The sequence below is a fragment of the Thermococcus profundus genome (assembly GCF_002214585.1).
Lineage (GTDB): Archaea > Methanobacteriota_B > Thermococci > Thermococcales > Thermococcaceae > Thermococcus > Thermococcus profundus.
In genome coordinates, this window is the sequence record NZ_CP014862.1 from 922993 (window position 1) to 946667 (window position 23675).

A 23675-nucleotide genomic window follows, 5' to 3' on the forward strand; every position below is an offset into this window, starting at 1 on the left:
TCTTCCTTCCGGGTTCCTTTTAGTTTCCAAATTTCAGAACTCCTCAATTTTCCTGGGGCTGGATTCTCCAAACGCCGAAACGTCAAAGACCTGGTTTAGCTCCTCAAGCACTGCCTCATAGAGGTGCCTGTTATCCCTCAGTTTTTCCCTCCCGAGGATCAGGTACTCTTCCCAGGGTTCCCCCTTTAGGTTCTTCACTGCGGCGAGGAAAATGTAGCCGGCCCATGCCAGAGGGTAGTTCGATCCCTGTCCCATCCTTATCATCTCCCCCGCGTCCTCCTCGGCTTTCTCAAGCTCTCCACTCCCTATGAATGACACACAGCGGTAGGCAAGGGTGTCAACTGCCCTCCGGTAGTTCCTCATCCTCTTGAAGTACTCAGCTGCCTTACTGGAGTGCTCGACGGCCTTTTCGTAGTCACCGAGATGGTAGTACACCTTCGCCAGCTCCATGTGGGCCAGATTCTCGAAGAAGGGAATGCCGTGAAGTCTCGCCACATCCACCGCTTCGCTGTAGTACTTTAGGGCCTCCTTCGGTTTGCCCATCCATGAGTTTATGTCCCCTATGTGGAGGAGGACAAGCGCCTCAAGCTCAGGATTGCCGCCGATTTCCCTTAGAATCTTCAGCTCCATAAAAGCGCTTTCCATGGCTTTCTCGGGCTCGTTTTTGTAGTAGTGGAACTTGGTGAGCGTCATGTAATACCAGAGCTTAACCTCGGGATCCTCAGAGGCCTTAGCGATTTCCTGGCTCTTTTTGAGGTATTCCTCTGCCTCCTCCAGCCTGTTCATCTCCAGGTAAGCGTCAGCTATTGAGGTGAGCACATCCGCCTTGAATACGCCGTCAACCTTGCCTTCTACCCTCAGCCAGATATCCAGGGCTTTCTCAAAGAAGCCGTTCTGGAAGTAGAGGTGGCCGAGCTCGAGGTCAACGTAGGGGTTCCCCTTTCCTGCGGAGAGCACCTTGAGATATGGCCCCTTAAAGCTCCTCACGAGACCCTTAAATCTCCTGAGCCTCAGCTCCACGAGCCTCTTTATCAATTCCTCATCCCCGAGCATGAGGGCGTACCTGAAGGCACTTATGAACGCTGTCTCTTCTCCTTTCTCCATCAGGTATTCCACGTATTTCCGGTAATACTCTCCCCCCTCTACCTCCCCGACCCTCTCCACGAAGCTTCTTATGAGGTCATGGAGGAAGTACACCCCACCCCTCCTTTCCACAAGCCCCTTTCTGAGGAGGGAGTGCAGAACGGGAAAGAGTGACTTCTCCCCGTAGAGCTTTTTAAGTGCTCCATACTCGAGGGGTTCCTCGAAGAGGGATATTACCTGAAGGAGGAACTTTTCTTTATCGCTCAACCTTGAATAGACCTCCTCCAGGAGGAATTCAAAGAAGTTCTCCGCTGCGGTTTCCACTCTTCCAGGATACGCCTGGGAAAAGAGTGTTAAAGCCAGCGGATGTCCTCTCGTGAGCCTGTAGATCTCTGCAAAGTCGCGGACGTCCACGTTCCCTCTCTTGGTCTTGAGGAGCCGGTATGAACTTTCAACGTCAAGACCGTCCAATTTGAGGTAAAAACTCCCCAGAATCCCGAACTTCGGCCTCTCCCTGGAGAGGATCACCGCCTTTCCCCTCTTCATTCTTTCGGCAAGAAACGTTATGAACCTTCCAAGCCTTTCATCCCTGCATCTGTGGAAATCGTCGATTACGATAACGGCGCCGGTCTCGTCAATCCCCTCCAGGGCTATTTCGAACAGCTCCCTTTCCTCGGTATTTCCCGTTCTGAGATATTCAATGAGACCCCGGTAGCCAAGACGGTTCAGGTGGAGGCCGAGCTGCCAGGTGAAGTATTCAAAGCTGTCTCCTTCCCTTACAGGATACCAGAGGGCATCGGGGAACGCTTTGGCCGCTAGGGTGGTCTTCCCTATTCCGGCCATCCCGTAAATGACAACAACAGGCTCTTTCACGGAACTGAGGAGATTAAGCTCCCTCCTCCTCCCGAAGAACTCCTCAACGACCGGTGCCTCATCCTTAACGATCCTAGTGCTGTAGTCTTCCTCTCTCTCGGCCTCCACCCTAATTCCCTCGGGCTCGAAGTTCACTCTAAGCTCGTCAACCCTGAGGGAGTACTTCCTCACGTTCCTGTTCCCGATCCTGACCCACCTTCCCTCCACCAATCCTGCCTTTTCGAGGGCCTTCAGCCTTCTCGACACGTCGGTCTCGTCTCTTCCCAGAATTTTGGCGAGCTCCCGCGGGTTGAATGAACCTGAGCGGAGAATCGAGAGTATCTCAAGATTGACTTCACTTGAGAGGAGCTTCAGAACCGACGGTACGTTTTCCTTCCTCTGCGGCACCCCGACCACCTTCGAAGGGAGCTCTCACAGCGACCGTTGGAGTCCAACCCTAATAAGGCTTGCTTTGGGTTTGAAGTTTTTCCTCAAACCCACCTCGTAAGTAGTTCGCGTGCGTATTCTCCATGGGGATCACCATGGGAGTCGGTCCAAAGGTTATACTCTCGGTTATCCTCGCCGGCCTGCTGGCGTTCTCGCTGGCAGGCTACGCCGGAGCTTTCGGCGGTGGCGGGGGAGAGGGGAAACTCGAGTATAAGGTGTACAACAAGGACCAAATCATGAGCGGCGCCTACAAGGTCTACGGAAATCCGAAGCTCGGCTTCTGGGTGGCGAAGGTCGTTCTAAGGAACACTGGAAAAGGTGACATCACCGACATCAGGATAACGTACTCGATAGACCGCTATGCAACGCAGAGCGAGAAGAGCTACCCAATCCTAGTCTCGAACGGCACGATAGTTGACCTGTACTTCCCAATCCTCTCGAGCGAGGTGACAAAGCTCACCGCCTCAACGCCGGTCAACCTCCACATAACCATCCGCTACAAGGTCAACGGTGAGGAGAGGGAGGAGACGATAACGAGAAGCCTCAGCATACTCGGAGTTAACGACTTCGTCTTTTCCTCGCTCTCTCCGGAGGAGAGCACAGGGAGCTTTTACGACACCTTCAACAACGCTCCCCTTCTAGCGGCGTGGGTTACACCGAGCGACCCCGTTGTCAGGGAGTTCGCGGACATGGGCAACAAATTAGCGGGAGGAGCAGGGGCGAGCCTGAGCGACGATGAAGCTATCAAAAGCCTCAGCGGGATGTGGGAGCTGGCATTGAGGAACGGCTTCTCCTACAAGACCGAAGCTACCGAATACTGGACCGGCAAGTTCTCGGAGCACATAATGTTCCCCAGGGATGTCATAAGGGACAAGAGCGGAACCTGTGTTGACCTCGCCCTGTGGTTCTCCTCGTTGGCCATGAGCCAGGGCCTCAAGGCTTACATCGTCCTCATGCCCGGCCACGCCTTCCCTCTCATCGAGCTCCCAAGCGGGGCGATAATCCCGGTTGAGGCCACGGCCATAAACAGCGGCGTCTCCTTCCAGGAGGCGGTGCAGGTCGGCATGGAGAAGAGCTGGCAGATGGCCATGAGCGGGCCCCACTTCATACTGAACATAGCCGAACTGCAGAGCGAGGGGATAGCGCCTCCTGAGCTTCCCCAGCTCCCGGCAGACATACTGAGCAAGTGGGGCATAACCCTTGGAGGAGCGAACCAGGGAGCCGGGGGCAACACCGGCGGTGGATACGGTGGGGGAAACACCGGTGGCAATGAAGGTGGCAACAACGGAGGAAACGAAGGGAATACCGGTGGCAATGGAGGGAACAACGGCGGGAACACCGGAGGAAACTGGGCCACCTACAACGGGAACTACTTCTCCTTCCAGTATCCGGCCGACTGGGGAGCTCCCGAGGACTATGGAGGCTACGTTTACATGACGAGCCCGGACGGCGAGTTCGAGTTCATGGTGCTCTACGCTCAGGGGGCAGGCGTTCAGGATATGGTCTACGCATTCGAAAACAGCCTGCAGGAGGGTGGAATAACCATAAATGCGAGGCAAGAAACGCAATCAAGCATAGCGGGAATGACGGTTTACACCGTTATATACTCGCTCTCGTCGGACTATGGAGACTACGCGGCTCTGGCTAGATACTTCACCGCTGGGGGAATGGGCTTTGCGGTCGTTTACGACATAGACAAGAGCAGCGCCAACTACGACGCCTACAACCAGCTCGGAGAGTACATGGTTAGCACGTTCCAGGTGGGGTGATGGCGATGAGGAAGTTGGTCCTTGCCGTGTTGCTCCTCTTGATCTTTCTGCCTCTGGTATCGGCCGAGATAAAGATCGAGGAGTACAAGATAGACGGCACGATGAAGGTGAGCATTGACAATGCCGGAAACGCGCACGTCACGGAGGTTTGGAAGTTCACGCCCAACCTCTACCTCCAGATGAAGCAGGCCTATCCAACCACCTACATGCTGAAGAGGGAGTTCGAGAACAAGAGGGCAGATGTGGAGTACAAGGACATGAAGATCGAGTGGGACGACTCGAACAACCAGCTCAAGAGCACCTACACCGTTCTGGGGGCGGCGGTGAACAAAGGCTCCTACTGGGAGTACAAGCCGGAGGAAGGCGACCTCACCCTCTCAAGCACCAACGGGAACGTCGTTGTCCTGACGGCGGCACAGCCGATCTTCGGTGGAGACGGGAGGTTGATAGAGACCATAACGGTTGAGTTGCCAAAGGAAGCTAAGAACGTCCGCTTCGAGAACGGCGTCATAAAGTACGAGCTCCAGGAGAAGTCCGGTGGGGGAAAGACCCTCTACCTGGCCCTCGCCGCGGTCTCGGTCATAGGTCTCATAGTAGTCAACCTGCCCCTGCGGAGGTAGCGGCGGAATCTTCAGGCGTCTTTTTATTTTTTCAACTGAAGGGGGCGGGCCGATGCTTGAGAGGGTAAATAACGAGCTCGTTAACTTCATAGTGGCAAGAACAGGGCTCAGCAGGGAGACCGTGGTGAGGGTTCTAAAGGCGGAGGAGGCTTTCTTTGAGCTTGAGGTTGAGAGGGCCTTGAATGGGGCCCAATCCCCAAGCAAAGGGGGTGGATCAGGAACCTCCAACGGTCGGAGTAACCCAACCATTGAGCATGACCCATGACACGAACGTCACTGAGATGGGGTGAAGTTGAGGAACGTTACCGCCGAAATCAATGGGTTGGGTATCATGCTGGTCCAGCGGAACGTTGATCCCAATCCGGAACCCCCCCGGAAAAGCCATCACGGTCTTGATTTCTTTTTTAGATCAAGAGCTGGATTTATAAGCAGTCTCCGCATAACCTTTTTTCGGGCGATGAAGAGATTCATCCCTCCTGACGGGGACTCGCTCCCCCCGAGATGAAGACGCGGTCCCCCCTCGAGCCCCTTCTGGAGGTGGAAGGGTGAGGATAAGCTCGATCGAAGGGTTTCCGAGGGAGATCATCCCGATTGAGATTCCCCCTCACGTCGTAATGCTCCGTGGGATAAGCTGGGACTCCAACGTCTACCTAGTTAGGGATGGGGATGGAGCACTCATAATCGACACCGGAACTGGTGTGAACTGGCACGTCTACGCGGAAATCTGGGAGCGAGGAGGCTATCTTGACGGAGTTAAGAAGGCGGTTATATTTAACACCCACGAGCACTTCGACCACGTCGGCGGGAACTCGGTGCTTAAAGACTGGCTGGAGAGAAAAGGAATCGACGTCCTCTTCGCGGCTCATCGGGTAACGGCTGAGACACTCGAAAAGGGCGACGATTATGTGATCCTTGCCTACTCCTACGGGAGGAGATTCGAGCCGCAACCGGTGGACCTCAAACTTGAAGATGGGGAAGCGCTGAAAGTGGGCTCGCTGAGGCTTGAACTCCTCCACACACCCGGTCATACCGCCGGGAGCTCCTGTTTGTATCTTGACGACGGGAGGAACAAGATCATGTTTACGGGCGACACGGTCTTCAAGGGCACCGTCGGCAGAACGGATCTTCCAACGGGAGACGGCTGGGCGCTCAGGGAAAGCCTCGAGCGGCTCATGGAGTTCGAGGTGGATTTTGGCCTTCCCGGGCACGGAAAGATTATTGAGAACTGGAAGGGCAATCTTGCTGAGGTTCTGGGGTGGCTTTGATGAGGAAGGGTTCCGTTAAGGAAGTGCTCGCGAAGATAAAGTACGATCCCCGGGAGAACGAGGATGATTACTACATCGTCATTGAGCACAGGGGGGCTTACGGAAACGTCAAGAGAATCCCGGTAAGGTTGATAGAACTTGGCCACGGATACTTTTTCGTGGATGAGGCTCAGATACCGTACCACCGCATATTGAAGGTTGTGAGAAAGGACGGAAGGGTGGTATGGGAAACGAGAAAAAACAGATAGCTACACCAGGCCTTCCATGTTGGCCTGAAGTATGGCCCAGTTTGTTGGGGTGAACGCCTCTTTTTCAGCGGAGACCACGAGATAGAACCCGTTTTCTATTGCCAGGTCGCGTATTAGAAGAACGAACTTAATCAGCTCCCTCTCCTCGAAGTCAAGAAGAAGGTACTCAACTCCCTCGAGCAGTATAACCTTGAATCCCTCTGATTTCACCCATTCAGCGAGGGTTTCCACGTTCGTGAGGAGGAGTTTGGAGGACATGACCCTGACCCCGGTGGCCTTAAGGGTACCTTCCGAGAGCCAGAGGACGGGAACCTCTCTCTTCATCCAGCTCCGGAGCTTCTTTGGATGTTCCCGTGTTATAACCACACCGTTCCCTTCCCCGATGAGATCCAGGAAGAAGTATCTAGCTTTTATCTTATCAGTAAAGAGGTATCCGCCCGCCTCAAGCTCACCGGGTATGAGTCTTCTTCTCTTCGTCCGAAGCACCATCTCGTAGGCCTTCTTTATCCTCTCATAGTGGGAATGTTCCATTATGGATAGCTGAACAAAGAGGCCCCTGGCATCTTCATCGACGGCCTTCTCCGAGAGAATTTCATAGGCTCTCTTAGCAAAGAGCTCGCTCTCCATACAGTACTCCAGGGCTTTGAGGTAATCCTCAACCTTCTCAAACTCTGTGTAGAACGGGACGACTTCCACGGGGGGAGCTTCCACCTTTACAGGCTCCTCGTCGGGAAAAACCTTTTTGAAAAGAGCGTAGAGTTTGTTCCTGTGATTCCTGCTCTCATCGCTCATTTGAATAAAGAGAACCTTTATGCTAGGCCGTTTAGCCTTTTTGGACAGTCTAGCGTAATAGTCAGCCTCGCCTTCCTCATCGAATATCGCGTAGCTTAAGGCCTCCTTAAAGGAGAGGGATTTGAGCTTTTCAACGACTTCCTCCAGGTATTCGTCAAGTTCTCTATCCTCAATTGTAGGCATGCAGTTGCACCTGTTGTCCTATAGGGGCTCCATTAGAAAAGCTTTTCTACTCCATGTTTTTCATTCGCCGGGGGAGAAGATGATTGACGCCCACTGCCACATCGAGATGTTCAAAGGAAGGGCCGGGGAAGTGGTTGAGGAGAGCAAAAAGCACCTTAATGCCGTAGTGGACTCGATAACAGAGTACAGAAAGTTCCACGTCTGGAAGAGCTGGGATCTCCTAAAGCCTTACTTCGACTTCGTCTTTCCAACACTGGGTTATGCTCCTAACGAGGCCAGAAGGGGAAACTGGGAGAAGGTCAAACGGGTGGAGGAATTTATAAGGGATCACGCCAATGATATAGTGGCTGTCGGTGAGATTGGACTCGACTTCTACTACGCTAAAACAGAGGAAGAACGGAAGAACCAGAGGGAGATCTTCCACCACTTCTTAAATCTGGCGGCCGAGCTTGACAAGCCCGTTGTCCTGCACGCGCGCGATGCCGAGAAGGAGGTTTTCGAGGCCATTCAGAAAGCTGGAGTTAAAGCCTACTTCCACTCCTACAGCGGGCCGAAGGAGCTTGCCCTGGAAATAGCAAAGGAGGGCCATATAATTGGAATAAACACGGGGATAGACTTCATCCCCGCGGTCAGAGAGGTGGCCGAGATAATTCCGCTTGAGAGCATCGTTGTCGAAACGGACGCTCCCTACATGAGCCCGTACAAGGGCGAGAAGAACTATCCCTGGAACGTGGAGTACGCGGTGAGAAGGATATCCGAGATAAAAGGGCTTGGGTTTGAAGAGGTTGAGAATGCAACGGAAAGGAACACGGTTAAGTTCTTTGGGCTGAGATTAAAAGAGTAAGGGGGAATCGGTATGGCCGTTGAGGTTCCGGAGGTTGATGAGGTTAGGGAGCTGCTCGAAGGGCTTGGGGAGAAAGCGCTCATCGCCAGGCTCGACTCGTTCATAGCTCTGAACGAGGGGCTGGAGAGCAAGAGGGGCGAGGACTTCATCAGGGTTTCGATTCTGGGCTTCCTTGAGGGGCTTCTCGTAAGTCTCAGGAAGAAGTATCCCGACGAGCAGAGGATTGAGGCGCTCTACGAGAGGATAAGCGCGAGGAGACAAGAGCTGGACGAGCTGTTCAGAAAGCCCGCAATGCAGAACTTGAACGTATAACGGCATGCCCCGATACCTGCAGTACGGGTCGCAACTGGCCAGGAAAAGCCCATTGTATATCTTCCAACATTTCGCAGGCTTACCGAAAGCCTATTATACTTTGAGCGAGTTATATGAAATATGAATACACGCAAGAGGGGCCCAAACGTCGCTCTCCAATAACGGCCCCCTCAAATCAAGTTTCAATTTCCCCCTCGACGTTCGGACTCTTCTTGCCAAGGGGTGATACGTATGAAGAAGCGGGTTATCCTGTTGATCTATCTTCTTCTGGTCTCTTATTTAAACGTGGGCTTCGTGGGCTTTGCACCCGTTAGTGCGAGTGGGAACGTCGTTTTTTCCGATGACTTCAATGACAACAGCCTCGATACCTCCGAATGGACGGAAGACGTTGTTGGGAGCGGAAATTCTTACACCGAGGCCAACGGTGAGGCGAAGTTTGTGGTCTACGGCCACCAGGGCTGGGACTATGGACACGCGGTTCTGAGGAGCAGGGGCATCCATCTGAACAACTGGAGCTCGATAACCCTCTCCGGAAGGTGGAAGTTTACCAACCCGGGAACTGCCGAGATGCTCGTGAGGGTTGAGGACCTAAACTCCAGCAACTTCGTGGGGATTCACTACGTAAGCTGGCCGAGCGAGCAGGTCTCCTACCGCTACTACGGCAACAGCGTCAACGAGGCGAGAACTATACCCCGAAACTACGCCACATTCAAGGTGGTCATCCACAAGGACCGCTTCGAGTTCTGGGAGAGCGGGGCGCTCGTTAAAACGATTTACACAACGAGTATGGCCAACGCGACGGACTTTCAGGTCGTTATCGGCGGCTGGGACTACTCGGCCTATTACTCCCACGTGTACTTCGACGACATAGCGGTTGAGTACACCCTGGAAACGCCACCGGAGAATCCACTGAGTATTACGATAGTTTCTCCGGAGGAGGGAACCTACAGCACGACCACGATAGACCTCAACGTCACGGCAAACAAGCCGGTCGACGAGTGGCGCTACTCCCTGAACGGGGGGAAGAACATCACGTTCACGCCGAACACCACAATAGAAGCCCAAGAAGGCGAGAACTCCCTTGAGGTCTACGCTTTAGCTGGCGATGAGAGTGTCATGGCCCAGGTGAACTTTTACGTTGAGGTGAAAGACACGACCCCGCCGGGGACGGTGAGGAACCTCCGCCACGAGGTCGGGAGCGACTACATCCTCTGGACGTGGGAGAACCCGGATGATAAGGACTTCGACGAGGCCCTCGTTTACATCGATGGGGAATTCGAGGGTGGAACAGCCGACGGCGAGTGGCTCCTCGACGGCCTCTCCCCGGGCGAGACCCATACCATAGGAATCCTCACGAACGATACCTCCGGAAACGTGAACACGACGTGGGTGAACGATACGGCAACGACTCCCTCTCCCTCGGAGACCGTCTACGTCAACGAGAGCGGCTGGTGGTATGAGGGGGGAACCTTTAACCCGAGCGAGACGCCCCTTCAGAGTGGGATAGACGCCGCCTCCGAAAACGGGACCGTTATCGTGCTCCACGGAAACTACGGTGAGAGCGTCGAGATCGACAAACCCCTCATGCTCAGAAGCTCCGGCCTGGCCGTAATCGAGGGCGATGGGAGCGAGTTGGACGAGGGCGTGAAGCCCGTCGTTTACGTGGGTTCGGATAACGTGACCCTGAGGGACCTAACGATCGTCTCGTCTATATCAAACATAGGAATATGGCTCGACGGTGTTCATAACTGCACCTTTGAGGGAAGCAACGTCACCATAACCGAGGCGAGCGAAGATTTCCGCTACGGGGTTTACCTGAGCTACGGCGGGGGCAACACGGTTAGAAACAACGGGATAAGTGTCTTTGGCTCCCAAGGAGTCGGAGTTTACGTCTACGAGGAAGAGGGCAGGAGCGGTGTTTACGGCAACACCGTGACCGTTAATGGAGACAGCGCGGACGGAATTGAGGTCTTCTACACCTCCGCAGACGTTCACGGCAATTCCCTTCAGATTTCAGGGATCGGTGAAAACTCCGGCTATGCGCTCTACCTCTACCTTGCCGGCAACTCCGGCGTTGAGGACAACGACGTTGCCACTTCACTAAACGAGGCGAACGCGTGGGCAATAACCGTTGTTGAGGAGTTCAGCGGTACGCTCAGTGGAAACCAGATAAACGACCTCTCCGTGGAGATAAGGTGTCCCGGGGACTGCATGGTTAGGGGCGTTGGGGAAAGCGAAAGGCCGGCTCCTCCAGAGGGCTACTCCGACATAGGCGAGTTCATTGAGGCGAGCGCCGACACCTGGCTCTACCTAACATTCCACTACGATGATTTCACTCTCGAAGGCCTCAAAGAGGATTCGCTCGGGATATGGCGCTTCAGCGAGGGCTGGACGCTCGATGGGGTCAGCGACCCGAGCCTCGATACTGTGGAAAACACCGTGGGAGCCAACTTAACGCAGTTCAGCATCTTCGCCCCCCTGGCCCAAGCCGAAGAGGACACGACGCCACCGGTTCTCACATTAGTCGAGCCGACGCCCGAAGACGGCTCCCTCCTCGGCGACTCGATCGTAACCATAAACGTTACAGCTAACGAGAACCTCACCTCAGCTTTCCTAGAGTTCGACGGGGTAAACCACACGATGAGCGGGAGCGGGAGGGAGTGGAGCTACACGCTGAGCGTTCCCGACGGTTCACACTCCTTCAGGGTTTACGGACAGGATTTGGCCGGAAACAACGGGACGAGCGAGGAGCGGAGCTTTGAAGTTGATACTCAAGCACCGAGCTACTCCAGTGTGGGGCAGGACAAAGAGGACATTCCACAGGGCGAAACCCTCCACGTTTATGCCCTCTGGAGCGACCCGCATCTGGAGGAGGCTCTACTGCACACCAACATCAGCGGCTCGTGGGAGGTCTTGGACGGGTTCTCCTTCGAGGGAACCTCTGGATGGAGCAACTTCTCGATAAGCGCAGACGAGCCGGGCCTCTACTGCTGGTACATAGAGGGCTTGGATGAGCTTGAGCACTCGAATGAGACGCCGGTTCACTGCTTCGAGGTCCATTCGCCTCCGGAGGTGGTCTCCTACTCGCCCGAAAGTCCCGTCGAGAGCTACGTCGGGGATTCCGTTACGTTCACCGTAACGGCCAATGGAGTAGTGAACGTCACCTGGTACGTCGGTGAGGACGAGGTTAAGAGCGAGGAGAACGTCCAGACGTCGAGCTACACCGGTTCAATGCCAGTAGAAGGGGAGTACAGCGTATATGTGGTAATCGAGAACGCCTACGGGAGCCTCACCCATTACTGGACATGGTACGTCTACGAGAGGCCGGGCTTCGTTATCTCTTTTGCCGACCCCACTCCCGAAGACGGCGCGATGCTGAACGTGAGGAGCGTTACGATAAACGTCACCTCTTCGCTTGACCTCGACAACGCCACCCTCGAGTGGAACGGGGCAAACGAGAGCATGAGCGGTTCCGGAAGGAGCTGGTGGCTGACCAAGGAGAACCTGCCGGATGGGGATTACGCCTTTAGGGTCTACGGTTCGGCGGACGGCGTTACCAACAGAACCGAAGAAAGGACGATCGAGATAGACGCGACGCCGCCGGAGCTTTTGGAGAGCGGGCAGAGCGCAGATCTCCTTAGGGTTGGGGAGAGCGTTACCCTCTTCGCGAGATGGAGCGACGTCCACTTGGAGAGTGCCGTCCTCTGGAGCAACACCACCTTCACCGACGGCGTTTTCATCTGGGAGGAAACACCACTGGAAATAGCTGACGGCTGGAGCAACTGGACGGTGAGCATCACCGAGGAGATGGCAGGAAAGACCTTCTGCTGGTACATGGTTGCGAACGACACCTTTGGCAACGAGGAACAGAGTGACGAGCTATGCTTCTCCGTTGAAGAGAGGCTGAGGATAACCTCTTTCTCGCCTGAGGGAGAAGAGGCCACCTATCCTCCCGACGGGAGCGCCGCTTTCTCCATAGCGCTTAACCAGATAGCCAACGTCACCTGGTTCGTCAACGGAACGGAAGTCCTAAACAGAGAGGGCAATTCTTCAACCTACATTAACTCGACGCTGGTAGTCGGCCTCTGGAACGTGAGCGTCGTTGCCAGCAACGAGAACGGGGAGGTTTCACACTGGTGGTTAATGCGCGTTGAGGAAGCCGACACGACTCCACCGGCGCTCTGGTTCGTCGAGCCGACACCCCATAATGGTTCGGTTCTCAACGATTCCAGGGTAATCATAGCAGCCTCCTCCAGCGAGGATTTGAGAGAAGCAACACTTTACGTTGACAACGTGGCCTACGAGATGGAGGGCTCAAACAGATCGTGGAGCGCCGAGATCAGTCTAACGGACGGAACCCACGTGCTAAGGGTTCAGGGAATTGATCTGGCCGGGAACAGCGGGAGTACTGAAAGCAGAGAACTCGTAGTGGACACGACACACCCGGAGATAGCCTTCGGATTACAAACACCGAAAAACGGTTCATTCGTGAACACGACTGCCATCCAGTTCGTTGTTTCTTCCAGCGAGAACCTCTCGTCGGCGGTTCTGGTGCTCGACGGCGAAAGCTACGAGATGACCGGAGGGGGAACCGAGTGGACGCTTGAGCTCACCCTACCTGAGGGACTTCACACCTTCCACGCTGAGGGGAGGGACCTTGCGGGAAATCCCGGATCAACGGGATGGAGGAGCTTCACTGTAGACACGACTCCGCCGGAGATAGCGTTTGTTCCGCCAACACCTGAGAACGGGAGCTCTCTTGGAACCGGAGACGTGACGTTCTCCCTGAACTCGTCGGAACCCCTGAAAAGCGCTACCCTTCACCTAGACGGGAGCACGTATGATATGGTGCAGAATGGGGACCTCTGGACCCTTCATTTGACCCTGGGGGATGGGGATCATACCTTCTACGTCACGGTCCGTGACAGAGCCGAAAACCTAGGTATGAGCGGGATCAGCAGTTTTGAAATAGACACGACCCCACCCGTCCTTGAGCTAGTCTCTCCAACACCAGAAAACGGTTCATTCGTAAACAGAACCACTATCACCGTAGAAACGAAGGCGAACGAGAACCTGAGCTCCGCGATACTCGAATTCGATGGGGTAGACTACACCATGGGCGGATCTGGAACAAAATGGAGCATTACGATCGAAGCCTCCGAGGGCTCCCACAGCTTTCTAGTTTACGGCTTTGATGAGGCTGGCAACCGCGGATTCACGGAGAGGAGAAGCTTCGTCATAGACGTAACACCTCCGACTTTGAAGCTGATAGGGTCAACGCCAAGGGCAGGTTCGATCCTTAACAGAAGCGCTGTGGAATTTGAAATAACCTCTAGCGAGGCCATCTCAAGTGCCGTTCTCGTGCTCGACGGAAAAGAGTACGTAATGGAGGGCTCTGGAGAGTCATGGAGAGTAAGCCTGAGCGTTGAAGACGGCCATCATGAGTTCTACGTAGTAGGGAAGGACCTCGCGGGGAACGAGGGCAAGAGTGAGGAGAGGCCCTTCACAGTCGATACGGCCCCTCCAGAGATAGAATTCAAGCCGCCCACCCCCACAAATGGGTCGGTTGTAAACACGGAGGAGGTACTGGTACGGGTAACCTCCAATGAGATCCTGAAGGCGGCATTCCTGGAGCTCGATGGTGTGAACCACACGATGACAAATTACGGAGCAGACTGGAGGTGCAGCATTGCTGTTTCAGAGGGAGATCACAGGATCAAAGTGTACGCGATAGACCTTGCGGGGAACCTGGGAGGGAGCGGGATACTGAACTTCAGTGTGGATTTAACCCCTCCCAGTGCAGCGTTCATTGCTCCGACTCCCGCCAATGGCTCTCTGACGTCCTCCAATATCGCCGAATTCAGGGTGGTCTCCAGTGAGGGGCTGTCTAAAGCCGTGCTCCACCTGGATGGGGAGACGTACCCAATGGAGAGACACGACCCATACTGGACCGCAACTCTAACCCTCTCAGACGGCATTCACGTGTTCTGGGCCGAGGTAACTGACGAAGCCGGCAACGTCGGGTTCACAGAGGGAAGGACCTTCACAGTAGACACAACCCCACCCACTCTGACGTTTGTGCCCCCAACTCCTGAAAACGGCTCACTCCTCGGAGCGTACGTCTACAAGTTCGCGGTGAACGCGAGCGAGAACCTCGCCTCCGCGGTGCTCGAGCTAGACGGTGCGAACGTCACCCTCTTCGGCTCCGGGATGCACTGGGAGTCCGGGTGGAGATATATCCTCAATGATGGCTTCCACAGGTTCAGGGTTTATGGAACGGACCGTGCAGGAAATCTCGGCATCAGCGAACTCCACGTTTTTGAAGTGGACATCACCAAGCCGAGCGTGGGTGAGGGCTTTGTGAACCTCACAATCACTTCCTCCACGGGGGATGTAATCCACGCAAAGGCAGAGAGGAAGAGCGGAGCGGGCACTGTTCTCAACGCGACCGACGCCCACCCCGGCCTCTACACCGTCGATTTCAACCCCAACGCCAACACGCCTCAGGAAGGGTGGTACCGGCTAGAGACGGGCCCATATGAAAGCGGCGTTCCGTTCCTCATTCCCTTCAACACAAGCGAGGAGGCCTACGTGATATACTCCATTGAGGTCGCCGATGCCACAGGGAACAGGGGCTACCACAAGTACATCTACCTAACCGTCGAAGACACGACGCCGCCCGGAGGTATGGGATACTTCGACGTCAGCACGTACGTCGGCGGTGCTATCGTGAGCTGGATCAATCCGAACGATGAGGACTTTGACCACACGGAGCTGTGGGTGAACGGTAGCCTTGTGGGCAACTTCACAGGCGAGCCCGGAAGCGGGATGGAGCAGGCGGTTTCCCTCACGCCCGGCGGCACATACAACGTCTCCGTGGTGCCAGTTGACAGGTACGGCAACAGGGGAGTTCCATCGTGGAGGGTCGTCACCATCCCCTACCCGGACCTGAGCAAGGCCTCCTACGTCCTGCCTACACCGGAGGACGGCATGGAGCTTCCAGCGAATACATCGAACGTGACGGTGAAGGTGAGCTCCCCTGAGAGGATAGCCTCGTGCAGGATAGTGTGGGACGGAGACAGCTACAACGTCCCGGTGGAGCACAGGTTCGTGAGATACATCGACGAAAAGGGAAGGATGCATTCGAAGCTCGTCTACACCTGCGAGAAGACCTTCTCGGGGCATCTCAACGGGGGGCACTACTTCTACGCCCTCGTTTACGACGGCTACGGGAACAGCAGAACCCTTGAGGTTCGCCACATAAACGTCCAGTGGCCGTGTTTCGAGGACTGCAGCCTGGAGGTAACGTCTCCGAGAGAGAAGAGCAACGTCATGAGCCTGCTGGTTCCGATAAACTTCACAATGGTTGGAAACGCCCTGCCGGAGGGGTATGCCCTAACAATAGGGGGACTCGATTACAAAGAGAGCTTCCTCCCCAACATCAGCCACACGTGGGTGGGGGATGAACTGAAGATCACCGGAAGCTACGTCTTCGACATGAGGCCCCTCCTCGAAAAGCTTGGAAAGCTTCTTGAGTCCGGGGAGCCCCTGAGACTCACCATAACAGCGGAGGGAAGATGCGGAAGGAAAGTGAGGGGAGAAACCGTCTTCACGCTCTGCAAGGGCAACAGGCCGCCGGAGATGAAGGTGAATCTCCACACCAACTACAGACCGGATGAAAGCGTCGTTCCGGAGATAAGGGTCAACGACCCGGACGGAAACCTTGAAGGCCTCTACATCTCCATAAACGGAGGGCCCTACGTGAGGTACACCGAGGGAACGGACGTCTCCGAGAACCTAACCCCCTACGCAGGGAACATCGTCCGGATAAAGGCCGTCGACCTCTGCGGAGCCGAGACGGTTGAGACGTTCAAGGTCGAGGTGTCGGGGCCGCCAGTCAGCGGCGACTGGGTGGTGAACGGGAGCCAGGCCTGCTACGGCATGGAGTACACCGTGAACGGGAGCATTCTGATAACCGAAAACGGCTCCCTCACACTGAAGAACTGCAGGATTCACGTTCTCGGTAAGGGGGTAGATGTCAACGGCACCTTCCGCGTTCTCGGGGGTTCGTTCGTGGAGGGCTTGTCCCTGAGCCTGAGGGGGACGGGGGGAACGCTCGACGTCGAGGATTCCGCACTAGGGGGCTTCAAGAACGGCGAATTCACTGGAACCGTCTCCACCCTCAATTCTCACCTCATCGGCAACTTCGCCTTCACCTCTTCGGAGGTTAGCCTCGAAGGGAGCGAGATCGAGGGAGGGGCAACCGTCAGCGGGAGCTTAACCGTGGAGGGGAGCACCTTCCACAGTGGAGCGGGGCTCAGATACCTCAGGAACGGCCTCCCCGGAGAGAGCCTGAGCGTGATCAACAGCACCTTCGTTGATGGCGATAGGGGAATCGAGGTCATAGGGGACCTCTCCGACTGGCACTGGACCCTTAGGGACCTGGAGGTAGAGAACAACCGGGGATGCGGCCTCTACTTTGAGGACCCGAGCTACTCCTACGCCACCCAGACGGTAAAGGGGGCCGTGGTAGGGAACAACGGGAAGGGGGTCTGCATCAGGAACGCCCGGCTGAGGTTTGAGAACTCGGTTGTGGAGTCCAACGATGATGCAAACTTCGACCTCGACCTCGGAACGAACTGGCTCTGCCTGGTGAGTTCAAATGTAACCGGGAGCAGGTATGCCTTTCTCGCCAAGAACACGGGCGGTATAGAGATGTGGGACACCAACGTGAGCGGGAGCGTCTCGCCGTATCCCACCTACCTCATCGTCCACGTGAGCGGTGGGAAGAGGACGAGCTTTGAGAATGGAGACGCGGGCCACTTCTACGCCTACGTTGACGGTGAGCTCGTCGTTAAGAGCTACCACCTCCAGGACGGCAAGATAGAGGTTCATCCGGGAGGAACCCTCCGCGTCGAGGACACCGACGGGATTCCGGCAACGAACCCGCTCGACGATGACGCGAGCGTGCTCAAGAAGATGACGATAAGCGGGGAAGCGGGAAGCGAGGAGTCAACGCTCCTTCTGCTGAACTCGAAGCTTGAAGACACCACCGTCGAGAGCTACTCAAAGGAGGTTCTCGTCAGGGGCTGCCACATTGAGGGCGGAAGCCTTGCGTTCAACACGAACCTCTTCTGGAGCCAGGAGGATACTGAAACGCTGAACGAGGTCATTGGAGAGGGCTCGGAGTGGTTTTACTCCACCTCAATGCCTGCTGAAGACTGGATCTACACGACCTCCACCGCTGGAATGGAAGCGAGCGATGGGCCCTTCTACGCTGATTCCTCTAGGTCCCACTTTACTGGTGGAACCGAGGTGGGGAAGTTCACCGACCTCTACCTCAAGAAGGTCGTTACGCTCGATACGCTCCCTGCCCAGGCCTGGCTGAACTACTACGCGGTAAGCGGCGTGGAGGTATACATCAACGGCAGGAAGGTCGTTGATGAGCTCGACCACAGGGCCCAGCTCTCCTACGCCTACGGCTGGGGAGGAGGGGTAATAACGGCCCACCCGCTCATGGACGTCATTGATGTGGGCGGCTACCTCAGGCGCGGTGAAAACGTGATAGCGGTGCACGTGAGAAGTCCTACCCACTACCCATACCTCCAGCTCGGTGCCTTCAAGGCGACGCTCCACGTGGTCGAGGGGATGGCCGGATTAACTGACAGCGTGGTGAGGGCACCAATCACGGGAGCGGCGGCGAGGCTCATCGTGGCAAGGGACGAGGTGGACTCGAACATCACGTTTACCTACTACGCCAGAGTTAGGATAAGCGATTCGACGCTCCATGGAGGCATCAGTGTAGCGGGCAACCTCGAACTCCTCAGGAGTGAGGTGATAGGAAGCGAGAGCGGCCAAGGAATACATCTAGGGGCGGTGTTTAACGCACTCGTTAACGAGAGCACCGTGAGGGGCTTCTCCCAGGGAATCTACGCGCAGCCCGGAAGGAGGGGGACCTCGACCCTCGGCATCTACTCGAGCAGAATAAGCGGGAACGGCGTTGGAGTCCATGCTCGCGGCATCAACATGACGGTGAGGAGCAGCTACATAATGCACAACAGCGAAGGAATTGATCTCAGCCACGTTGAGGGAAGGGTGGAGGACAGCCTGATCTTCGACAACGGTGTTGGTATACTCGTCCATCCCTACGTCGGTGGGGGACTCCTCGTTGACCACGACACCGTGGTGGGCAACGACGTGGGTCTCTTGGTGAAGGACGGAAACGGTGAGGGCGTCGCGATAACGAACAGCCTCATTCAGAACAACGACTTAGGCCTCCTCGTTAACGGCAGCGCGTCAATAATAGCCATGAACAACTCCATCGTCAACACCCGCGGGGTTCACGTCGTCAGGAACTCCGGCTACACAGTATTGAAGAGGACTGACTGGGGCGGCCACGAGCCGGTTCTCGTTGAGAACTACACCGGCGGAACCATGTACACCGTCGACGGCAAGGAGAGCGAGGACTACGACATTCTCGTCGAGAGCGGAACTCTGACCCTTGGAGACATAGTTGAGACCGGAAGCGGCTGGGGCTCAAGCCTCCTCGGTGCCTTCCTCTCCGTCTATCCGATGAACGGGGACGAAGTTAAGGGAGTTGTAACCCTCGCAGGGAGTGCCAGCTCGAGGAGCAAGATAGTCAAAGTGAACTACACCCTTGTATGGAATGGCACGGAGGAGCTGATAGGGGAAGCGACGCTGAATTCCCACGAATACCGCGACTACGTCACCTTCGACTCCCTCGCGAGGAACCTCACGGGCGTCGGCTACCTAAAGTTCACGGCGGAGGACGCGGACGGAACGAGCGTGAGCGCGGTTAGAAAGGTGTACTTCGGAAACGCCCACATAGATATAGTCTCGGTCTCAGTAAACCATCCAACGGCCGTCTACGTCTACCGCCGCTACCACGAGGGAGAGAAAGAGACCAGCATGCCCTACGACGAGCGCTTTGCCAACGTCACGGTTACCCTCCGCAACACGGGCAACCTGACGGGAGTGGTCAAGGTCGAGCTCGTCCTTCCGGGGTACATAGAGCGCCACACCGGCAGGGTAAGTCTCTTGGTTGCAGTTCCGGGGGGAATGAGCGGCGAGTTCCACGCGCTGATCCCGATAACCGTCTACGACCCGATAACGCTGAAATGGGACCCTCTCCCTGACGAACTGCCCTCTAACCACAAGATACCTATGGACGTTAAGCTCTACGACCTGGACGGCATCGTGAGGGACGAAGCCTCCAAGGAGATAGGCTTCGACCTCGGCCCGGTGTTCAAGATAGAATCGTACTCAGCCTACCCGTACACGCGCCAGTTTTGCCAGAACGAGCCCGGACACTGCCACGTGAAGGAGTTCTCGGAGGGAACGACGTACACCTACGACGGGGACGGAGATGATGACCTCGAGGCGGCGGAGAGCCACCACTTCAACCTCGACATAAGGAACGTTGGAGACAAAACGGCATACATAAAGCTGGTGGACGTGAGGGATCAGATACCCGAGCGCGATCCAAACGCCCACTACAAGTTCCTCAGGATGATGTCGGTAGCCATAGAGGAGGAGAACAGCGTCTACACCCTCGACGTTGAGTCAGCAAATTTAACGGGCCTCGCTCCCCCTGGAAGGCTGAAGTGGATATGGGGGGCATGGATGCCCTGGTGGCACGACGATCCGCCTAAGTGGATACCCCCCGTCAACTTCTCGGGCGACTACATGACCTCGGTTGCCGTTAACTACGTCCCCTACGAGAACGGCCAGCCCTCTGACTGGATATACACCACCTACTCAATAAACTACGAGAAAACCCCGGTGAAGGCCCTCAACAAGACATTCGCCCCCTTCAGCGAGTCCCTCGGGCCGGTTCAGATAGACGTGCTCGGCATCAACGGGAACAAGACCTACATGAGGCTCAGAAACACGGACGAGAACATCTACTACAGCTACTACGCCGAGGGAGCCTACGACATGAGCCCAGAAGGCTACGTGTGGTACCACGTCATACCGCCCGGCTTCGAGTTCAAGGCAATAGTGGATCAGAGCAGGGAACCGGGAACGGTCATTCCCCACTACAGGGTCAACGCCGGCGTTGACTACTCCCTTCTGTTCAACGAGCTCCAGCTCGCGGCCATAGCCACCGAAGGGGCCCTCAAGGTCTACGACATAGACGTTCCCGTCGAGACCATAGTGATGGCCATAGCCAAGTCGGGGCTGAAGATAGGGAACATCGTCGGAAACATAGACTTCCCCGACGACCAGACGATAGAGGAGTACTCGAAGAGCAGCTCGGCAGTCCAGGTGAACGCGATGCTCTCCGCCGACAACACCACCATCGTTCCCCTGACGCTGAACGACTTCGCGCGCTGGGAGGAAGACTACGGGATGGATCAGAACTACTACTACAACCTCACCCACCTCTCGGAGATTCCGCTCGATGCGAAGGTTAACGTGCTAACCACCCTCGCCAAGGCTATAATCACGGACGAGGAGCTCCAGACGGTCTTCATAGAGACGGTGCTCGAGGTTGTGGACAACGACGTCCTCAACGACATCTACAAGAACGTGCAGGAGATGAAGGAGCCCCCCGATCCTGGGGATGAGGTGGAAGAGAACCTCAACGACATGAGGGACGATATAAACGAGATGCTCGTGGAGTACCTCAAGGAGGAGATAAAGAAGCAGAAGTCCTTCCAGGAGCTTGATCCCAAAGAGCAGAAAAAGGCCCTCAAAAAGAGCGGAAAGAGCATCGCTGCCGCGATAGAAACCTTTGAGAAGATGGGCGAATGGGCCTTTTACAACATCTACGCCGTGATGACGAAGCCATCCCCCATGCAGATACAGGTTCTCGACCCACCGGCCAACTACACGGTCGAGGCGGAGAAGATGGACACTGTGGTTCTCCTCGGCGGTGAGGGCGGAAACCTCGACGGCTGGGGCAACGTGAGCCTCACCTTCGGAAACCCCGACGTTTACCGCGCTGAGTACATAGTGCCGACGCCAGCCACCAGGGTCGGCCCGCTCTTCAACGGCACCTTCGAGAGGATGGGGCTTGAAATCCATGGCCGCAGGGACGGGGAGATGAAAGGAACCGTGACGGTCAGGATAACCCCCGACGCCAGGAATGCCTCAATGGTCTTCGCGTTCTTCAGGAACGGGGCCTTCGCGAGGGCTTTCATCGGTGCATACATGACGAGGATTGAGTCATTCAACGTCAGGATAGAGAACAACACCGTGCTCATCATCGCGGAGGGCGAGCTGGCCGCCCTTCCGGAGGACAAGGAAGTCCACATAACCCTGAACGTCGGAAGGATTCTCACCAACGCCACCATCGTCAGGAAGGGCCACTACGGGGTCGTTGAGTTGAAACCGGCCTTTGGCATAGACCCCTCAAAGGTCGAGACGTCCCTCGGTGGAAACGCTACCATCTCCGAGGACAGTACAGGAAGCGGAGTGATAATCGTTGCATCTTCCGGGAACGAGACAATAGAGCCGCCTGAGATAGCCGTGAGCCCGATCGAGCTCTATATCGGTGGGGCTATAGGGATAGAAACCTCGAAGCCGTGTCTCGTGAGCTGGACGCTCGGAAACCGCACTGGAGAGGGGGCTCTCGTCCCAACCGGAGACCTCGAGCCCGGCAACTACACCCTCGGGGTGATCTGCACCTACGGGAACCTCACCGTGAGGAGGGAGTTCTCCATGAGGGTCCTCAAGAGGCCAATCGTTGAGAGAAAAGCATCGGGAGACGTAGTCTCCGGAAGAGGAGGTGAGTGGATAAGGGTCATAACCAATACAGACTTATACAGGCTCTACTTCATTCCAGCATCAAGCGTGAGTGGCACGGTGGTGGTTCGCCAGAGCCCTGGCGGGGTAGAGAACTACCTCACCTACGCCCTCTTCAACGTGACCCACCCTGAGAACTGGTCGCTGAGGAACGTCACGCTCCGCTTCCGCGTCTCCAAGAACTGGCTGGCGGAGAACAACGTGAGCGTCGATAAGGTTCTCCTCCTCCGCTGGGAAGGTGAATGGGTGGAGTACAGGCCGGAGTTTGAATACGAAGATCTCAGGTACGTCTATTACAAGGTCAGCGTTCCGGGATTGTCCCTCTTCGCTGTGGCGGAGAAGATCGAGGCCCCCTCACCGGGAACCAACGGGACAAGCGAGACGGAAACAACAATCACCCCCGGCCCAACGGGGACCACATCAAGCTCCCCATCGCCGCCGAGCGCTTCAGGAGGAAGCAACCTCCCATACTACGCATTAGCAATAGCGGTGCTGGTACTCATTGGACTCTACCTCTACAGGAAGCGGTGAGTCCTTCTTTTTCCTTTTTTGCTTCTTTTTCTCCCCCTAAAGCACTCCTGCAGTTTTAAGGGCTTCCCTGATGTCTTCAAGGGCCGTTTCGCCGAGAGAGAGCGACGGGAGCCTTGGTTTGCCTACGGCCAGTCCCCTCATCTCCATCGCGGCCTTTATGGCGCTTATCTGGTTGTACTTCTTGACCACGACCTCGTTCAGGAGGTTCACTTTCAGCTGGAGCTCCCTAGCCTTCCTGTGGTCTTTTTCTTTGAAAGCCTTCCACAGCTCAACGCAGAGCTCAGGTGCAACGTTCGCAACGGCAACAACCGCGCCTTGGGCGCCGAGAACCCAGGAAGGATACATGACATCGGCCGTTCCGGCTAGGATGGTAAACCTGTCGCCGAGCCCCCTGACGAGCTCGCCTATTCTTCCCATGTTCGCGTCGGAGTCCTTGATGCCGATGATGTTGGAGTGCTCCTCCGCAAGGCGCTCGATGACCTCAATGGGAATGTTCAGGCCGGCAAATTTTGGAACGTTGTAGAGCAGGATTTTTCCGTCGAGTTTGTCAGCAAGAGTGGAGTAGTGTGCAAAAAGCTCCTCGGAGGACGGTTTGAAGTAGTAGGGCGGGCCTATCAGAAGAAAGTTGGCACCGAGGTCGAGGAGTGCCTTTCCGAGCCTCAAAGCTTCTCTCGTTGAATTCTCGGTGGCTCCAGCGACTACCGGAATCTTTGATGGAGCTTCCTCCCTGACTATCTCAACAACACTCAGCTTTTCCTCAAAGCTCAGGTAGGGAAACTCCCCGTTGCTCCCGAGGGAGACGAGGCCGTTCAGGCCGGAGCTGATGAAGTAGTGAACGAGCTCCCTGAGAACAGGCTCGTTGATGTTTTCGTTCTCGTCAAAGGGCGTTATATGGGGAACGAACACTCCTTCCAGCATAGGCATCGGGTAGAGTAGGAGCGGGAGGTTAAACGCTTTTC

11 protein-coding genes are annotated in these 23675 nt (G+C 55.9%); 8 read left to right on the forward strand and 3 right to left on the reverse strand.

The genetic code is table 11. The features are described 5' to 3' along the window. Window positions 1–33 precede the first annotated feature (33 nt). Window positions 34–2343, reverse strand: a complete 2310-nt coding sequence (locus A3L09_RS05145) for a tetratricopeptide repeat protein (RefSeq protein ID WP_088857937.1) — start codon at window positions 2341–2343, stop codon at window positions 34–36. 134 nt (window positions 2344–2477) lie between these two features. On the opposite strand from A3L09_RS05145, the gene A3L09_RS05150 reads away from it, so the two are divergent. The 5 genes from A3L09_RS05150 (at window position 2478) to A3L09_RS05170 (ending at window position 6284) form a co-directional block, all read left to right on the forward strand. Next, complete coding sequence (locus A3L09_RS05150) at window positions 2478–4151, forward strand: cysteine protease (RefSeq protein ID WP_088857938.1); 1674 nt, start codon at window positions 2478–2480, stop codon at window positions 4149–4151. 5 nt (window positions 4152–4156) lie between these two features. Further along, window positions 4157–4771: a hypothetical protein gene (locus A3L09_RS05155; RefSeq protein WP_088858991.1), complete on the forward strand. Its 615-nt coding sequence runs from the start codon at window positions 4157–4159 to the stop codon at window positions 4769–4771. A gap of 52 nt (window positions 4772–4823) precedes the next feature. Continuing rightward, a complete protein-coding gene (locus A3L09_RS05160; RefSeq protein ID WP_088857939.1) occupies window positions 4824–5036 on the forward strand; it encodes a hypothetical protein in 213 nt (70 codons plus the stop codon). Between the two features lie 280 nt (window positions 5037–5316). Then, complete coding sequence (locus A3L09_RS05165; protein ID WP_088857940.1) at window positions 5317–6036, forward strand: MBL fold metallo-hydrolase; 720 nt, start codon at window positions 5317–5319, stop codon at window positions 6034–6036. Beyond that, window positions 6036–6284, forward strand: a complete 249-nt coding sequence (locus A3L09_RS05170) for a DUF504 domain-containing protein (RefSeq protein WP_088857941.1) — start codon at window positions 6036–6038, stop codon at window positions 6282–6284. Before A3L09_RS05165 ends, A3L09_RS05170 begins: the two co-directional genes overlap by 1 nt. Here the strand turns inward: A3L09_RS05170 and A3L09_RS05175 are convergent, their stop codons facing one another. Beyond that, a complete protein-coding gene (locus A3L09_RS05175; RefSeq protein ID WP_088857942.1) occupies window positions 6285–7259 on the reverse strand; it encodes a ferritin family protein in 975 nt (324 codons plus the stop codon). A gap of 79 nt (window positions 7260–7338) precedes the next feature. Here A3L09_RS05175 and A3L09_RS05180 point away from each other — a divergent pair, with 79 nt between their 5' ends. The 3 genes from A3L09_RS05180 to A3L09_RS05190 all read left to right on the forward strand — a co-directional run bounded on the left by A3L09_RS05180 (window position 7339) and on the right by A3L09_RS05190 (window position 22716). Continuing rightward, window positions 7339–8103, forward strand: a complete 765-nt coding sequence (locus A3L09_RS05180) for a YchF/TatD family DNA exonuclease (protein WP_088857943.1) — start codon at window positions 7339–7341, stop codon at window positions 8101–8103. Window positions 8104–8115: 12 nt separating this feature from the next. Further along, window positions 8116–8415 carry a DUF3216 domain-containing protein gene (locus A3L09_RS05185; protein WP_088857944.1) on the forward strand — a complete coding sequence of 100 codons (300 nt, stop codon included), beginning with the start codon at window positions 8116–8118 and terminating at the stop codon, window positions 8413–8415. Between the two features lie 231 nt (window positions 8416–8646). After that, window positions 8647–22716, forward strand: coding sequence for a PGF-pre-PGF domain-containing protein (locus tag A3L09_RS05190; RefSeq protein ID WP_088857945.1), 14070 nt, complete (start codon window positions 8647–8649; stop codon window positions 22714–22716). 36 nt (window positions 22717–22752) lie between these two features. Here A3L09_RS05190 and dapA read toward each other — a convergent pair whose 3' ends face one another. Further along, on the reverse strand, window positions 22753–23640 hold the full coding sequence (gene dapA / locus A3L09_RS05195; protein ID WP_232473586.1) for a 4-hydroxy-tetrahydrodipicolinate synthase: 888 nt from the start codon (window positions 23638–23640) through the stop codon (window positions 22753–22755). Between the last annotated feature and the right edge of the window lie 35 nt (window positions 23641–23675).

Excerpts from the sequence above, each read along its gene's own strand:
- A3L09_RS05150 (WP_088857938.1), top strand. The coding sequence starts at position 2,478 with ATGGGAGTCGGTCCAAAGGTTATACTCTCGGTTATCCTCGCCGGCCTG.
- A3L09_RS05155 (WP_088858991.1), top strand. The coding sequence starts at position 4,157 with ATGAGGAAGTTGGTCCTTGCCGTGTTGCTCCTCTTGATCTTTCTGCCT.
- A3L09_RS05160 (WP_088857939.1), top strand. The coding sequence starts at position 4,824 with ATGCTTGAGAGGGTAAATAACGAGCTCGTTAACTTCATAGTGGCAAGA.
- A3L09_RS05170 (WP_088857941.1), top strand. The coding sequence starts at position 6,036 with ATGAGGAAGGGTTCCGTTAAGGAAGTGCTCGCGAAGATAAAGTACGAT.
- A3L09_RS05175 (WP_088857942.1), bottom strand. The coding sequence starts at position 7,259 with ATGCCTACAATTGAGGATAGAGAACTTGACGAATACCTGGAGGAAGTC.
- A3L09_RS05180 (WP_088857943.1), top strand. The coding sequence starts at position 7,339 with ATGATTGACGCCCACTGCCACATCGAGATGTTCAAAGGAAGGGCCGGG.
- A3L09_RS05185 (WP_088857944.1), top strand. The coding sequence starts at position 8,116 with ATGGCCGTTGAGGTTCCGGAGGTTGATGAGGTTAGGGAGCTGCTCGAA.
- A3L09_RS05190 (WP_088857945.1), top strand. The coding sequence starts at position 8,647 with ATGAAGAAGCGGGTTATCCTGTTGATCTATCTTCTTCTGGTCTCTTAT.
- dapA (WP_232473586.1), bottom strand. The coding sequence starts at position 23,640 with ATGCCTATGCTGGAAGGAGTGTTCGTTCCCCATATAACGCCCTTTGAC.